The organism is Lentzea albidocapillata, assembly GCF_000719115.1.
GTDB lineage: Bacteria > Actinomycetota > Actinomycetes > Mycobacteriales > Pseudonocardiaceae > Lentzea > Lentzea albidocapillata.
The window spans coordinates 179,078-193,403 of record NZ_JOEA01000007.1 but is presented as its reverse complement, the minus strand read 5'-3'; the positions used below and the strand labels follow the sequence as shown (position 1 = coordinate 193,403).

Here is a 14,326-nt window from a genome sequence, read left to right as displayed (position 1 = left end):
CAATGGGTGCGCGCAAACTCCTCCTCCGACTCCCGGCCTGGTTCCGGTTCACGGTGATCACGCTCGCGGTGTTCGTCTGCGGGGTGATCGCCTCCCGCCCGGCGACCGGTGACAACGGGGTTCCGCCCAGCGCCGACGTGATCGCCGCGGCCAACGCCGTCGACGCGTTCGTGGCGCCGTCCGCGACGCACGACCCGCACCTCAACCTGCCGTCGGACTTCGCGCGCGAGATGGGGCGCGATCCCAAGACCATCACGGCACCGGACGGCACGCTCCGGGTCGTCGACGCGGGTGGCGGGTGCTCCGGGCCGGCCGGTGACACGGAGTGGGACTTCAGTGCCGCGTGCCGGGCGCACGACCTGGGCTACGACCTGTTGCGCTACGCCGACCACAAGGGCGATCCGCTCGGGCAGCAGGCGCGCAAGGCGTTGGACGACAGGCTGGCGACGGACCTGCACGCTCAGTGCCGGCTGAACCCGCGCGGTGCCGAGCAGAGCTGTCACGCGGTGGCCGAGACCTACGCGATGGGGCTGAAGTTCAACTCCTGGCGGCAGCGGTGGGGAGCGCCCGGCCACGAACCCGTGGTGGCGTGGGCGTTCGGCAGCGCTGTCGTGGTGTTCCTCCTGCTGGCGCGGCTGCACGGCCGGCGCCGCGAGAGCACGACCGCGAACTCGCTGCCGCTGGTGCTGGCCCACGCGGAGCAGGACCGGTACGCGACCTTCTTGCGGCTCTTCAGCCTCGCGCTGCTCGTGCTCGGCGAGACGGTGGCGACGCTCGCGCACCTCAGAGGGTTCGGCACGTCGTGGTTGTGGGCGTTGCAGGCGGTACCGCTGTTCTTCTTCGCCGGCGGGCACGCGAACCTGCGCAGCTGGCAGGCGCACCAGGGCGGCTTCGGCTGCTGGGTGTCGAGCCGGACGTCCTGGCTGCTGCGGCCCGTGATGGCGTTCGTGCTGCTGTGGGTGGTGCTGTTCGCGGCGCTGAACCTGATGGACGTCGAGGTCGAGGCGTACAGCCGGTTGATCACGCATCCGTTGTGGTTCCTCGGGGTCTACCTGCTCGCCGTGGCGGCGACGCCGGCGGCCGCGTGGCTGCACAAGCACCTCCGCCGGACCACGCCGTTCGTGCTGGTGCTGCTGACGCTCGCGGTCGAGATCGCGCGCACGTCGACGGACTGGAAGACCGGCGGGTACGTGAACCTGATCGTCGGCGCGTTGCTGATGCAGCAGATCGGTTTCTTCTACGCGGACGGCACGCTGACCGGTCTCTCCCGCAGGCTGCTGGCCGCGCTGGGCGCCGTCACGCTGCCCGCGCTGGTGTTCTTCAGCGACTACCCGCGCTCGATGATGGTGCTCGGGGTGGCGCAGGTGTGCCTGGCGCTGCTGGCCCGCGGGCGGGTCACCTCGTGGCTCGACGGTCGGTGGTGGCACGTCGTGGACTTCGCCCGCCGTGCGCCGATGACGGTGTACCTCGCGTACCTGGCCGGGGTCGGTGCGCTGGTCGGGTTGCTCGGGCTGACGCAGGCGCCGGTCTGGCTGGTGTTCGGGCTGGTGCCGCTCATCCTGCTGTTCCACCGGTTCGAACGGCGCCTGGTCCGGCTCCAGCTCCTGCCGCACGAGTCGCACCGCACCCGTCTGGCGACGGCCATGGGCGTGTCGTTCGGAACGCTCGGCGTGCTCGGGTTCGTGGTGAGCGGGTTCCTCGGCGACGGGGTGCTGGTGCTGCTGCCCGTGGACCCGTTGCAGAACGTCATCCACCTGCTGCTCGGGTGGTACCTGATCCACACCGCCCGTACCGGCAGCTGTGACACCCGGCTGCCGTGGCTGCTCACGGCGCTGGCGTGCGTACCGCCGATGCTGGCGCTGGCCCCGGGCCCGCCGGTGGTGGTGCTGCACGCCGTGGCGATCGGCCTTGCAGCGCTCGGAGCCATCCCCAGGTCACGGCCGCGCACACCGGCAGCCACAGCAGTCGCTGCCACACCCAGTCCGGATGATCTGGTGGCTGCTGGAGCCCCGGCAGCGAGCCCCACGCGCTGAGCACCAGCGTGACGGTGATCAACGCGCTCTGGTGCGCCAGGAAGATCCCGAGTGCCCGCTTGTTCAGCCACGCCACGGGTTTCGCCGTGCCGAGCCTGGTCAGCAGCGGTGCGATCGTGAGCACCAGGCCGATCTGCGCGAACGCCAGCGCGAGCGTCGCGTAGTTCGGCGGGTTCAGGTTCGAGACGGCCTCGCCGGGGATGCCCACCGCCGACAGCGGATAGCCCCCGAACGTCGTCAGCAGCGCGTACCCGAGCACGCCCAGCACCAGCAGCGGCGGTCCTGGAATCCTCCTGCGCGCCAGGGAGTAGCCGAGCTGCCACGCCGCCCACCACACCGCGTACGGCACGACCAGCACCAGCAGGACCGGGACGAGCACACCCCATGAGTGCTCGTCCAGCCTGCGCACCAACGGTTTCAGCGCGAGCAGCACCAGGTAGACGCCGAAGAACCACAGCGGGGTCGTGACCAGGAACCCGATGTTCCAGGCGGTGCCCTGGTCCACGCCACGCAACGTCAGTCCAAAGAGGACAGCGGCCCAGCAGCCGAGCATCAGCACCGTGGGCACGGCGAGCTGCTTCAGCCGGACGAAGAACGGCGTCTTCGAGTGCGCGGCCGCATATCCGCCCACGAAGAAGAACAGGCCGAGCGTTTGCAGCACCCACGAAACCGGTGTCAGCGAAGACAAGTGCTTCAACGGACTGTCGATGTACATGCCGGCGGGTGTGTCGACGAGCGCGGTCACCAGCCAGTGACCGAGCACGACCGTGACGACGGCGATCGCCCGCACGGCGTCGATGAACGGATTCCTCACAGCTTCTCCCCCGAACCCGAAGCGATCCGGACGAGTGCGTTCAACGTCTCGCTGCCCGGCTCGTAGTACGTGTCATGCTTTCCGCCCTCGAACCGCAGCACGGTCGCCCCGAAGCCGTCCGACGCCGGATCGGTGCCGTGCCCGAGGTCGAACAACCGCGCGTTGGGCACGAACCTCATCCAGTCCCCGCTGGACCGCAACGCCCAGACCCGAGCCCCGGTCCCGAGGTCCGCGACGGAATTCGCTCGCACACCAGGACTTCCGGTGAACACGATGTCCGCCACGTCCAGCTCGTGTGCCGCGAGTCCGACCACCACCGACCCGTAGCTGTGGCCGATGACGTGCACATGCGCCTGGGTTTGCAACGACCGCACGAAGTCGACGAGCGCGGCCGCTCCTTGGCGCGCCAAGGAGCCGGTCATCGCGTCCACGCCGAGCCCTTGCGGCGTCCGGTACCCGAGCCAGGCGATCACCGCGAGATCGTCGCGGTGTGCCTGCTCGTAGAGGTTGGACGCCATCCGCCCGACCGTGCGCTCGAACCTGCCGACGTCCACATCGGACCCCGGCACGAGGACCACGACGTCACGCGCGGTGCTCAGGTCACCGACGATCGCGACGCGGCGGGCGACGTCGGAACGCCACTGCGCGATCGACGGCGCGACCGACGGGAGGGCGATCAGCAGGAGGAAAAGGACGGCTCGGCGCATGAACCGAAACTAGGAAGACCACAGGCCCCGGATCGTCACCCCGGCGTGCCGTTTTCCCGTTGCTACCCCGGTATCACGAGCCCGCTCTCGTAGGCCGCGATGACGGCCTGGGCGCGGTCACGCAGGCCGAGTTTGGTGAGCACGCGGCTCACGTGCGTCTTGACGGTCTGCTCGGCCAGCACCAGGTGCGCGGCGATCTCGGTGTTCGACAGGCCCTGCGCGACCAGCACGAGGATCTCTGTCTCGCGTTCGGTCAGGACCGACAACTGCGCGGGCCGGACGCGGTCGGAGCGCCGTGACCGCACGAAGTCCTCGATCAGGCGCTTGGTGATCGACGGCGCCAGCAGGGCTTCGCCCGCGGCCACCACGCGGACGGCGTTGAGCAGCTCACGGGCGGGCGCGTGCTTGAGCAGGAACCCGCTCGCGCCCGCCTGCAACGCCTCGTAGACGTAGTCGTCGAGGTCGAACGTGGTCAGCACGAGGACCTTCAGGTCGTCCGACCCGTTGAGCAGCAACCGCGTCGCCGTCAGTCCGTCCATTTCGGGCATGCGGATGTCCATCAGCACGACGTCCGGCCTGACCGTACGCGCCAGTGCGACGCCCTGCACGCCGTCGCCCGCGGCGCCGACGACCTCGATGTCGTCCTGCGCGTCGAGCAGTGCGGAGAACCCCTCGCGCACCATCTCCTGGTCGTCGACCACGACCACCCTGATCACTTGTCCCCCAACGGAATTCTCGCCCTGACCAGGAACCCGCCGTCCTCGGTCGACTGCACGGTCAGCGTGCCACCGTGCACGGCGACGCGTTCACGCATCCCCACTAGGCCCTGCCCGCTGCCGCCGCCCCTGGACGGTCCACCGGCGGTGTTGACCACCAGCACCTCGAGCACGCCCTCGTCCTCGTGCACGTGGACGGACGCCTTCGAACCCGGCGCGTGCCTGGTGGCGTTCGTGAGCGCCTCCTGCACGATCCGGTACGCGGTCAGGCCGACCGCCTCCGGGATGTCGCCCACGTCGACCTCGGCCTCGTCGCCGGGCCGCACCAGTTCCGTGATGCGGCTGACGCCCGGCTGCGGTTCCCGTTGGGGAACCTCACCGTTCGTCCGCAGCACGCCCAGCAGCCGTTGCATGTCGGTGATCGCCTCTCGCGCCGCTTCACCGACTTCCGCGAACTCCTGCTGCGCTTCCTCGTTCAGTCCCTTGAGACGGTAGGGCGCGGTCTCGCACCTGACCACCACCAGCGACATGTGGTGTGCCACGACGTCGTGCATCTCGCGCGCGATGCGGGCACGTTCTTCCAGCGCGGCCTTGGCGTCGCGCTCTTCCTCAAGTTCGCGTTCCGCCCTGCCGCGCGCACCGAACAGGTAGACCGTCGCGGCAATGACGGGCACGGCGAACGCCCTGTCCGCTGCTGTGGGCTGGGCGCACGCGAACACCACCGTGCTGATCAACGTGGCCGTGACGACGATCGGTCGCGAGTAGAACGCCGCGACCACGGCGAAGAGCGGCGCCACCGTCCAGTACTGGAAGATTGCTACGCGGTCGCCCGCCATGAGAAAGCTCACGAAGATGAACCCGGCCGCCGCCGCCCGCCAGGCGTAGAGCGGGGACCAGACCAGCAGCACGTACGGACCGAGCGTCACGAGGAAGATGACGACCCACCAGCCGTCCGAGTCCACCTGGCGCACGTACATGGCGCTCGCGACGATCGCCCAGACGAAGGCGTAGATGATCAGCGCCGCGTGCACTGGGACGCGCCAGCGCCCGAGCGACCTGGTGAGGACCTGGGTGCGATCGGGGCCGAGAACGGTTCGGTACAACGCGCGGAACACCAGCCGATGCTAGGTGGATCCGTTCATTCGCACATTGACCTGCGGAGTGACATACCCCGGTAGCACTCTGATCAAGATGGGGCATTGCGAACGCGTGACACCGCGCGGTAGGCAGTACCTGTGACACCACCACAGGATCCAGATCGCTGGTCACGGCTGACGGCCGTGGCCGGTGAGGCGCTGGCTGCCGCCAGTGCCGGGGAAGACGCTGTGGCGGTAGACCTCGTGACCGGGTACCTCAGCGGGTCGCCCGAGGGCAACGAGGAGATCCGTGAGCTCGTGCTGCTGCTGTTCGCCGAGTGCAGCAGCATGGTCAGCGCGCTCGGTTCCGGCGGCGCCACCCCGGTGAAGATGCAGGTCTTCGACGAGGAGGGCAACGAGGTCCAGATCGACGACGCGGACCCGCCCGTCCGCACGGCGATCCGCGCGTTGCTGGCCGAGGTGCACGGCGACCAGGACGCGGCCTCGGAGCAGATCGAGATCGCCCTGGCCAACGGGCAACCGCAGGAGCTTGCGACAGTCGTTTTACAAGCCCTGCGGTGGACCCTGAAGCTGGCGATCGAGTGCGACACGCGCGACCTGCCCGTCGCGCCGTGGATCACCGCGTCGCTGGACGACCAACCCTGATGTGCAGCAGAGCGTCCACACCGTCCATGAGGTGCTGGTCGAGCGGGAAGTAGGCCATCGCCAGCATCGGGTCGGCGCCGGTGTCGGTGCGCGACGCACCCTCCGGCTTGTCCTTCGTGATGCCCCAGGTCGTGAACCGGTCCTGCAACCGGCCTTCGAAGGTGGCTTTGTCCGGTTCACCCAGCCCGATCGAGTCGTTGCGGCCGAGCGTGCCGCCGATCACGGTGTACTGGTCACCGAGGATCGGCGCCACGAGCGCGCCCGCGGAGAACCACTCGATCCGTTCGCCGGCCATCTCCATCGAACTGTTGGTGCGCTGCAGGTGGGCGTTGTGCCCGAACACGAACGTCGGTCCGTTCGCGGCCTCGGCGCGCCGGATCTCCAGCAGGTTCCGCGCCATCACGCCGTCCCTCAGCTGGCACAGGCGGTTGAGGCGCACGCCCAGCGGGCTCGGTTCCGCGCACTCCCGGTGGTACTGGAGCAGGCTCAGCCCGGCCACCAGGTACGTCTCCGCGCGGGCCCAGGCCTCGTCGGTGGTCCTGCGCTCGTGCAGCCGCCTGAGCATCCCGGTGCCGATCTCACGCAGCCTGATCGCTTCCTCCGACCGCCCCGGCGACTGGGTGAGGTCGAGGACGGCTTCGTCGCGGCTCCACTTCTCGTCGTCGGTCGTCAGGTCCACGTCCTCGCTCAGGTAGTCGCGGGCGTGTTCGAGGTAGGGACGCGGGCTGGGCGCGCTGGTCGTCTCGGTCTGGAAGTCGAAGCCGTGGAACGACAGGCGTTCCCGCGGTGCTTTGCCCGCGTTGTACTCGCGCATCCACTGGACGAGCTCGCGATTGGCGGGCCAGTTCTCCCCGAACGTGTGGGAGAAGCCCTCCTTCATGATCGTGTCGAGGTCGCCAGGGCCGCCGTGGACGTAGTCGTTGACACTCAGGCCCCGGATCCGGCAGGTCTCCAGGGCGATCGAGCGGAAGCCCAGGCCTGCGAGCTGCTCGAACAGCTCGTTGCGGATCCAGGTGTGGGCGTGCTCGAGGTGCGTCGGCTCCCCGAACCCCAGCAGCTCGGTGAAGGGGGTGATGAACTCGCGAATGTCCTGGCTCATGTGGCTCAACCGTAACATTGAAAGCTCTGTTGAGACTTTGACGCGATCTTCTCGACATTTACGCCTAAAGTCTCAACCGTGCGACCAACCGACCTCGCCCGCGAGCACGGCCTTTCAACCCAGGCGGTGCGCAACTACGAGGAATCCGGCTTCCTCCCGCCCGCCGAGCGAACGCCGTCCGGCTACCGCGTCTACACCGAGGTCCACGCCACCGCGCTGCGCACGTTCCTCGCGCTGATCCCTGCCTTCGGACACGCCACCGCCGGCCAGATCATGAACGCGATCCACGCCGGCTCGCTGGACGACGTGCTCACGGCGATCGACCGGGGCCACGAACAACTGCTGCGCGACCGCTCGACCCTCGACTCGGTCAGCCGCGCGGTGCAGGACCTGACCGACTTCGAACCGGTCCTGGAACCACGCACGATCGGCGAGCTGGCCCGGCGCCTCGGCGTGACCCCGGCGACGCTGCGCGCATGGGAGGAGGCCGGCATCCTCGTGCCGTCCCGCGAACCGACCGGCTACCGCCTGTTCCGGGCAGAGGACGTCCGCGACGCCGAACTCGCGCACCTGCTCCGGCGCGGCGGCTATCCGTTGGCCCGCATCGCTTTGGTGGTCGACCAGATCCGCACCGCAGGCGGCACCGACACCCTCGGCACCGCCCTCACCGACTGGCGCCGCCGCCTCACCGCACGGGGCTTGGCGATGCTCGCCGCCTCCGCACGTCTCAACGAGTACCTGACCACACACCGGCGATGATCGTACGCGCGGTGGTCCAAATAGGACTCGACCTCGAACGGCGTGGTCATGGTCACGAACGCAGGGGGCCGGACGTCCCTCCAACACCCCGTCCACCAGGTGAGACCGCTTAGGCTGACCGCATGCGCACAGCTCTGGTCGGCTACGGACTAGGTGGGGCGGCCTTCCACGCCCCGTTCATCGAGGCAACGGAAGGCCTGGACCTCTCCGCCGTCGTAACGTCGAACCCGAGGCGCCAAGCCGAGGTAGCGGCCCGCTACCCGAACGCAAGCCTTCTGTCCTCTCTGGACGAAGTCTGGGCAGGCAACTTCGACCTGGTGGTCATCACCACCCCGAACCGCTTCCACGCAACGCACGCCCGCCAGGTCCTGGAACACGGCCTCAACGTGGTGGTGGACAAACCCTTCGCAGGCTCAGCAATGGAAGCAAGAGCCCTGGCCTCAATAGCCTCTTCCCGAGGCCTGATGCTCGTCCCGTTCCACAACCGCCGCTGGGACGGCGACTTCCTGACGGTAAAGCGCCTGCTAACCGAAAACACCCTGGGCACAGTCCACAAGTTCGAGTCCCGCTTCGAACGCTACCGCCCAGAGATCAAGTCCTCCTGGAAGGAATCAGGCGACCCGGCAGACCTGGGCAGCATCCTCTTCGACCTGGGCACCCACCTGGTAGACCAGTCAGTAGCCCTGTTCGGCCGCCCAACAGCAGTCCACGCCGAAATCGCCACCGTCCGTCCAGGCGCAAAGGCAGACGACGACGTCTTCCTCTCCCTGACGCACGAGCACGGCGTCCGCTCCCACCTCTGGATGAGCGCCCTGGCAGCAGACCAGGGCCCACGCTTCCGCGTACTGGGCCACGACGCCGCCTACGTGAAGTACGGCATGGACCCCCAGGAAGACCGCCTGAAGGCAGGCGAAACCCCCGCAGGCCCAGGCTGGGGCGAAGAACCCGAAGCGGCCTGGGGCACCCTGAACGGCAAGCCCCACCGCACAGAACCAGGCGCATACCAAGCCTTCTACGCCGACGTAGCAGCAGGCAAGGCCCCAGTATCACCCCAAGACGCAGTAGCAGGCCTAGAGGTAATCGAGGCAGCAAAGCAGTCGGCAACGACAGGCGACTCAGTCCACCTCTAACCACGCGATGCCGAAGGCGAGCCTCCTCCCGACGCGATGCCGAAGGCGAGCCGTCCTTACCGAACGAGCCGGGCGGTGGGGTCCCATCGCCAACGCAACCCTCTAAGCAACCGGCGGCCGCCCAACTCAACAGGCGTGCCATCAACCCACAGGCGGCGCTACCCCCTGATCAGATTGCCGGGGGTCTGGGGGCAGCGCCCCCAGGGGAAGCACGCAAGGCGACCAGGCCGCCCGCAAGGTGACCACAGCACAAGAGTCGCGCTAAAACCCCGCCGGAGACAACGGCGAAGCACCAGACTCCCCACCCACCGGCTCAGCCTCATGCGCCGCCCCAATCACCAACAAACAAACCCCGGACACCACAGCACCCAAGATCAAATACAGCGCAACAGCCCAAGTCCCGGTACGCAGCAACGACTGCGCAACCAACGGCGCCAGCCCACCACCCAACACCGCCCCAAGCTGGAAGCTCAACGCCACCCCGCTGTACCGCACCCGAGTCCGGAAGAGCTCAGCAAAGTAAGCGGCCGAAGGCCCGAACAACGCCGCCGACCCCACGAACCCAAGCACCATCGCGAACGTGAACCAGCCGGAATCCGTCAACCAGAACAGCGGAAACGCGAACGCGGCCTGGAAGATCGCCCCACCGAACATCACCGGCAACCGCCCAACACGGTCGGACAGCAACGCGAACGCGGGCACCGCGACAACCTGAGCCAAAGACCCCACCACCGTCGCGATCAGCAGGTCGTCCGCGGAGATCTTCAACGCCGTGCGCCCGTACCCGATCATGAACACGCTCAGCACGTAGATGAAGATCGTGAAGCCGAGGTTCACACCGGCACCCAGCAGCACGACGCGCCACCGGTCACGCAGCACCTCGGCGATCGGCAGCCGCGACTTCTCCGCCCGCACGAACTGCGGCGACTCCGACACGCGCAGCCGGATGTAGAGGCCGATCCCGACCAGCACGATCGAGAACAGGAACGGCAGCCGCCAGCCCCAGCTCAGGAAGTCCGGCCCGGAAGCGCGCGACGACACGTACATCGCGAGGTTCGCCAGCACGAGCCCGACCGGCGACCCGATGAACACCCAGCTGCCGTACCAGCCCCAGCGCCCCGGCGGCGCGTGCTCGACGGCCATCAGCGACGCGCCGCCCTGCTCGCCGCCCATGAAGAAGCCCTGCACGATCCGCAACAGCACCAGCAGCACCGGCGCGAGGATGCCGACCTGGGCGTACGTCGGCAGCAGGCCGATCAACGCCGTCGACAGACCGGTCGCGGACAGGGTCACCACGAGCATCGAGCGGCGCCCGATCCGGTCGCCGAGGTGACCGATCACCGCACCGCCCAGCGGCCGGGCGAAGAAGCCCGCGCCGAACGTGGCGAACGCGAGCAGCACGCCGACGCGTGAGTCGAACTGCGGGAAGAAGATCTTGTCGAACACGAGCGCCGATGCCGTGCCGTAAAGCAGGAAGTCGTACAGCTCGATCGTGTTACCGACCGCGGATGCGGCCGCTACTTTGCGTACCCCCGTCATCGTTCCAGCCTGGTCGAGGGATTGACACTGCGCAATGGCCCGGTCACCCTTCGTCCTACGTTCCTACTCTTCAGTAACGAGGTAGCAATGACGCGCCGAGTGACTGTCGTTTCCCTGCTCACGGCCCTGATCGCGGCAATGTTGGCACCGCACGCCAGCGCCGCCCCGCAGTACCGGAACTACGTCTCGCTCGGAGATTCGTTCGTGTCGGGACCGTTCATCCCCCTGCAGCGGCTCGACCCGCTGAGCTGTTTCAAGTCCACCCAGAACTACCCGTCCGTCCTCGCGAAGAGGCTCGGCATCGCCAACTTCACCGACATCTCCTGCGGTGGCGCGCAGACCAAGGACATGGCGGGTGTCCAGAGCGGCATCCCCGGCCAGTCCGTGCCGCAGTTCTCCGCCCTCAAGCCCGACACGGACCTCGTCACCGTCTCCATCGGTGGCAACGACATCGGCTTCTCCGACATCATCCTGACCTGCGCCGGCAAGAGCGTGCTCGACCCGCACGGCGCTCCCTGCAAGGCGAACTACGGCGACTCGCTCGCCCAGCGCGTCGGCGCCACCGCCGCCAAGGTGGCCGCCGTGCTCGCCGGCATCAAGCAGCGTTCGCCCAAGGCCAAGATCGTCGTCGTGGGCTACCTGCGCATCCTGCCGTCGTCCGGCGGGTGCTGGCCGATCGTGCCGATCTCGAAGGGCGACGTGCCGTACCTCGACAACGTGCAGAAGCAGCTCAACGGAATGCTCGGCGCCCAGGCGAAAGCCGCAGGCGCCACGTTCGTGAACCCGTACGACATCAGCTCCGGTCGCGATACGTGTGCGGCACCGTGGGACAAGTGGGTCGAGGGCATCATCCCGACGAGCCTCGCGTTCCCGGTTCACCCGAATGCCAATGGCATGGCAGCGGTGGGTAAGCAGGTGGCCGCCGCGCTCGCCGGGACGGAACTGACCGGCGTCTAGTTGCACGCACTTTCGGCGGTTTACACGATCTGGTGTTACCGCTCGGTTGAATGGAATTCCGGGTCCTTGCCGCGCCAGAGTGTTGGCATGGCAAGGACCCGACTTCTGTTTGCCTGTCTCGCGCTCGCCGCACCGCTCGTCCCCGCGACGGCCCAGGCGGCACCCCTGACAGCGCCCCTCCTTCCCGCATCCGGCCTGGTGCTGTCGGTGCAGCCGGAGATGGGCACACTCAGCACCACGCAGCTGACCTGCGAACCCGCAGGCGGACTGCACAAGAACGCCGAACAGGCGTGCGAACAGCTCATGCCCGTCGAAGGTGACTTCCGCAGACTGGAAGAGACCGGCGCGATGTGCACGATGGAGCTGAACCCGACCAAGGCCACGTTGCGCGGCAAGTGGCGCACCAAGAAGATCGATTTCCAGCAGGTGTTCTCGAACCCGTGCGTGCTGCGGGCGTACACCGGCAAGGTCTTCGACTTCTAGACCGCACGGCCGGTGTCCCGCCGCACCGCCGTCGCGGCGGGGCACCGGCCGTGTTTCTAACCCGGCAGACCCCAGGACGGCGCCGGAGCGCCGGCCACGGGGCCTACCTTGAGATCAGGCTTGTCTCCGTTGCCGTGGATGACAGCCTCCTCACCACGCCGCAGGTCGATGCGCAGATCCCCGTTGGGCAGCAACGAGAACCGCTTCGCACGCCCGGCGCGGTCCCTCACGACCGGATCCTTGATGTCCGTGCGCACAACGCAAGGCGCACCGGCCTCACTGCGCAGCTTGATCCACCGCGTGACGCCGTTCTCCCGTGACGCGGAGAGCAGGAACGCGCCCTGCGTCCGGAAGTCGTCGAGCGAGATGTCCGGCCACGGCACCGCCGGGAACACCCGGATCACGCCACCCCAGCTCTGGCAGAGCATGTCGTACATCGACTGCACGGCGCTCAACGGCGTTTCGATGACCGGCCCGGACTCCTGGTACATCGTGTTCGGCTTGATGTACCGGCGCATCAGTTCACCGAGGTAGAAGTCCGCCCTGTCGCCGCGCAGCATCTGCGCGCTGATCGACGCCGCACCCGTGAACGTGTAGCCCTGCAACGCGCCTTCGAAGCTGACCCAGTGGTTCAGCGAGGTCTCGATGAGCTGACGACTGGCGGCGTCCTCCCACGTGACCTCGTACAGCGGGTAGATCTGCAGCAGGTGCGAGTAGTGCCGGTGCGACTTCGCGAACGGCACCCCGGCACCGATCATGTACCCGTTGGCGTCCACCGGGTACGGCGTCAGGTGCGCGAGCGTGTCCTGCCACTTCGGGATCAGCGGATCGTTGACGCGCAACGACTTCGCGGCCTCCAGCAACGTCCGGCAGCCCCACCGGAGCAACGCGAGGTCGTAGGTGCAGTCGGGCGCGTTCACGCCGTACTCGGGCGAGAACGTGAACGGCAGGTGCCACTTCCCGTCCGGTCCCTTGGTCAGGAAGTGGAAGTAGTAGTTGACGGCCCTGCGCAGCAACGGGAACAGCACGCCCCGCAGGACACGGTCGTCCATCGTGTGCCGGTAGGTGAGCCAGACGTTGTGCAGCGTCCAGGTCAGGTTGCCGACCTCGGGCGTCGGCACGTCCCTGCCGGGAACGCCCACGCCGTAACCGGAGTTGCCGATGCCCGCGCCGTTGTTCAGCACGGTGTCGGTGGTGCGCGGGATGCCCGCCGAGTCGTGCCGGTACTCGGCGGGCACCTGCTCGACCAGGGCGTCGCGGTACCTGTCGACGGAGTAGGTGACGGCGTCGAAGTCGACGTGGTTGGAGCCGTGGATCAGCCAGTACTCCAGCTGCACGTTGAGGTTCCACCACGTGTTCGGCCACGGCGTGTTCTCGAGCCACGGCCCGCAGGTCGCGATCGCGGGTGCCTCTTTTCTTGCTGCCGAAGCGAACTTGTAGAGCTGGATCCAGTAGAACGCCTCCAGCCGTTTGTCCGGAATGGACAGGAAGCTCCTGCGGTAGAAGTCGTGCCACCACAACCGGTGGTCGACCGCAAGAGCGTCGATCGAGCCGCACCGGACGTTGGTGATCGCCTTGCACACAGCCGTTTTCGCCGGATGTGACCACGCGACGCTCGTGAACAGCGTGCGCCGAGTGCCACGGGTGACCTCGCGCCACGCCGTCACGTGCTCGCCGCCGGAGTTGAGCGGCTGCACGGCGAGTTGCACGTCGCCGGCGCTGGCCCGCTGCACGGGCGGGTTGTCGGTGAACCCGGCCGGCGGTGGACGGTTCCACTTCGGGTCTGTGCGCGGGCTGATCGCCTTCAGCGGGTGGAACACCCACTGGAACGCTCTCTCGCCCTCGCTGGCCTGGACGTCGATCGCGTAGAGGTCGCGGCGGGTGTGGATGAACGCCCGCACCCGGAGGCTGCCCGCGGCCGTGGTGATCGTGCCGGTCAGCTCGGCGTTCCAGAGGTCGAGCCGCAGGTCGACACCGGTGATCGCGCCGACGGGTTCGAGCGTGAAGTAGCCGATGGGCAGCCGCGCGAGGCCGAACAGCGCCCCGAACTCCGGGCGGTGGTCCTGCACCTGGGAGTGCTGGACGTTGAACCGGACGGCGTTGGCGCCTGGCTCGGCGTAGATGCCTGAGCCGAGGTAGCCGTTGCCGAGGAACGGGCCCTCGAACCAGGTCGCGGGCATTTTCTTCCAGATCAGATCGGATGACCCGATGAAGTCCTTCCAGCTGAACCCATCACCTGCGGACGCACTCCCCGAGAGCAGCGCGCCACCCGCTACCCCAGCTAGAGCGCCTCCGAGTACCGTGCGCCGGTTGATTTCGCCCACTGCCGAGCACCTCACTTCGCTGT

Annotated in this window: 12 protein-coding genes and 1 pseudogene; 6 read left to right on the top strand and 7 right to left on the bottom strand. The window is 67.9% G+C overall.

From position 1 onward, the window contains the following. Positions 1–2: 2 nt before the first annotated feature. A pseudogene (locus IG04_RS48795) lies at positions 3–470 on the top strand (hypothetical protein); the annotation flags it as partial. 1,354 nt (positions 471–1,824) lie between these two features. Here IG04_RS48795 and IG04_RS48055 read toward each other — a convergent pair. The 4 genes from IG04_RS48055 to IG04_RS0111850 all read right to left on the bottom strand — a co-directional run bounded on the left by IG04_RS48055 (position 1,825) and on the right by IG04_RS0111850 (position 5,385). Beyond that, the gene (locus IG04_RS48055; RefSeq protein WP_084400920.1) at positions 1,825–2,847 is read right to left on the bottom strand and encodes an acyltransferase family protein; all 1,023 of its coding nucleotides are present in this window, start codon (positions 2,845–2,847) and stop codon (positions 1,825–1,827) included. Beyond that, the gene (locus IG04_RS0111860; protein WP_030476650.1) at positions 2,844–3,554 is read right to left on the bottom strand and encodes an alpha/beta hydrolase; all 711 of its coding nucleotides are present in this window, start codon (positions 3,552–3,554) and stop codon (positions 2,844–2,846) included. Before IG04_RS0111860 ends, IG04_RS48055 begins: the two co-directional genes overlap by 4 nt. Before the next feature lie 62 nt (positions 3,555–3,616). Beyond that, entirely contained in the window at positions 3,617–4,270 is a 654-nt protein-coding gene (locus IG04_RS0111855) for a response regulator transcription factor (protein ID WP_030476649.1), read from the bottom strand. Beyond that, a complete protein-coding gene (locus IG04_RS0111850) occupies positions 4,267–5,385 on the bottom strand; it encodes a sensor histidine kinase (RefSeq protein WP_030476648.1) in 1,119 nt (372 codons plus the stop codon). The genes IG04_RS0111855 and IG04_RS0111850 overlap by 4 nt, the downstream gene beginning before the upstream one ends. Positions 5,386–5,505: 120 nt before the next feature. On the opposite strand from IG04_RS0111850, the gene IG04_RS0111845 reads away from it, so the two are divergent. Further along, positions 5,506–6,012, top strand: coding sequence for a hypothetical protein (locus IG04_RS0111845; protein WP_030476647.1), 507 nt, complete (start codon positions 5,506–5,508; stop codon positions 6,010–6,012). Here the strand turns inward: IG04_RS0111845 and IG04_RS0111840 are convergent. Continuing rightward, positions 5,984–7,111, bottom strand: a complete 1,128-nt coding sequence (locus IG04_RS0111840) for an erythromycin esterase family protein (RefSeq protein WP_030476646.1) — start codon at positions 7,109–7,111, stop codon at positions 5,984–5,986. The two genes, IG04_RS0111845 and IG04_RS0111840, sit on opposite strands and share 29 nt — an antisense overlap. 78 nt (positions 7,112–7,189) lie before the next feature. Here IG04_RS0111840 and IG04_RS0111835 point away from each other — a divergent pair, with 78 nt between their 5' ends. Beyond that, a complete protein-coding gene (locus IG04_RS0111835) occupies positions 7,190–7,870 on the top strand; it encodes a TioE family transcriptional regulator (protein ID WP_030476645.1) in 681 nt (226 codons plus the stop codon). A gap of 122 nt (positions 7,871–7,992) precedes the next feature. Further along, the gene (locus tag IG04_RS0111830; RefSeq protein ID WP_030476644.1) at positions 7,993–9,000 is read left to right on the top strand and encodes a Gfo/Idh/MocA family protein; all 1,008 of its coding nucleotides are present in this window, start codon (positions 7,993–7,995) and stop codon (positions 8,998–9,000) included. A 261-nt stretch (positions 9,001–9,261) separates the two neighbouring features. Here the strand turns inward: IG04_RS0111830 and IG04_RS0111825 are convergent, their stop codons facing one another. After that, the gene (locus tag IG04_RS0111825) at positions 9,262–10,539 is read right to left on the bottom strand and encodes an MFS transporter (RefSeq protein WP_063758251.1); all 1,278 of its coding nucleotides are present in this window, start codon (positions 10,537–10,539) and stop codon (positions 9,262–9,264) included. Positions 10,540–10,626: 87 nt separating this feature from the next. On the opposite strand from IG04_RS0111825, the gene IG04_RS0111820 reads away from it, so the two are divergent. After that, positions 10,627–11,496: an SGNH/GDSL hydrolase family protein gene (locus IG04_RS0111820; RefSeq protein ID WP_036014395.1), complete on the top strand. Its 870-nt coding sequence runs from the start codon at positions 10,627–10,629 to the stop codon at positions 11,494–11,496. A gap of 87 nt (positions 11,497–11,583) precedes the next feature. Continuing rightward, the gene (locus IG04_RS0111815; protein WP_030476641.1) at positions 11,584–11,979 is read left to right on the top strand and encodes an SSI family serine proteinase inhibitor; all 396 of its coding nucleotides are present in this window, start codon (positions 11,584–11,586) and stop codon (positions 11,977–11,979) included. Positions 11,980–12,035: 56 nt separating this feature from the next. On the opposite strand, the gene IG04_RS0111810 is transcribed toward IG04_RS0111815, so the two are convergent. Next, positions 12,036–14,159, bottom strand: coding sequence for a glycosyl hydrolase family 95 catalytic domain-containing protein (locus IG04_RS0111810; RefSeq protein ID WP_245815930.1), 2,124 nt, complete (start codon positions 14,157–14,159; stop codon positions 12,036–12,038). Between the last annotated feature and the right edge of the window lie 167 nt (positions 14,160–14,326).

Bases quoted from the DNA above. Each gene is read 5' to 3' on its own strand.
- IG04_RS0111860 (WP_030476650.1), bottom strand. From the start codon at position 3,554: ATGCGCCGAGCCGTCCTTTTCCTCCTGCTGATCGCCCTCCCGTCGGTC.
- IG04_RS0111840 (WP_030476646.1), bottom strand. From the start codon at position 7,111: ATGAGCCAGGACATTCGCGAGTTCATCACCCCCTTCACCGAGCTGCTG.
- IG04_RS0111830 (WP_030476644.1), top strand. From the start codon at position 7,993: ATGCGCACAGCTCTGGTCGGCTACGGACTAGGTGGGGCGGCCTTCCAC.
- IG04_RS0111825 (WP_063758251.1), bottom strand. From the start codon at position 10,539: ATGACGGGGGTACGCAAAGTAGCGGCCGCATCCGCGGTCGGTAACACG.
- IG04_RS0111820 (WP_036014395.1), top strand. From the start codon at position 10,627: ATGACGCGCCGAGTGACTGTCGTTTCCCTGCTCACGGCCCTGATCGCG.
- IG04_RS0111815 (WP_030476641.1), top strand. From the start codon at position 11,584: ATGGCAAGGACCCGACTTCTGTTTGCCTGTCTCGCGCTCGCCGCACCG.
- IG04_RS0111810 (WP_245815930.1), bottom strand. From the start codon at position 14,159: ATGCCCGCGACCTGGTTCGAGGGCCCGTTCCTCGGCAACGGCTACCTC.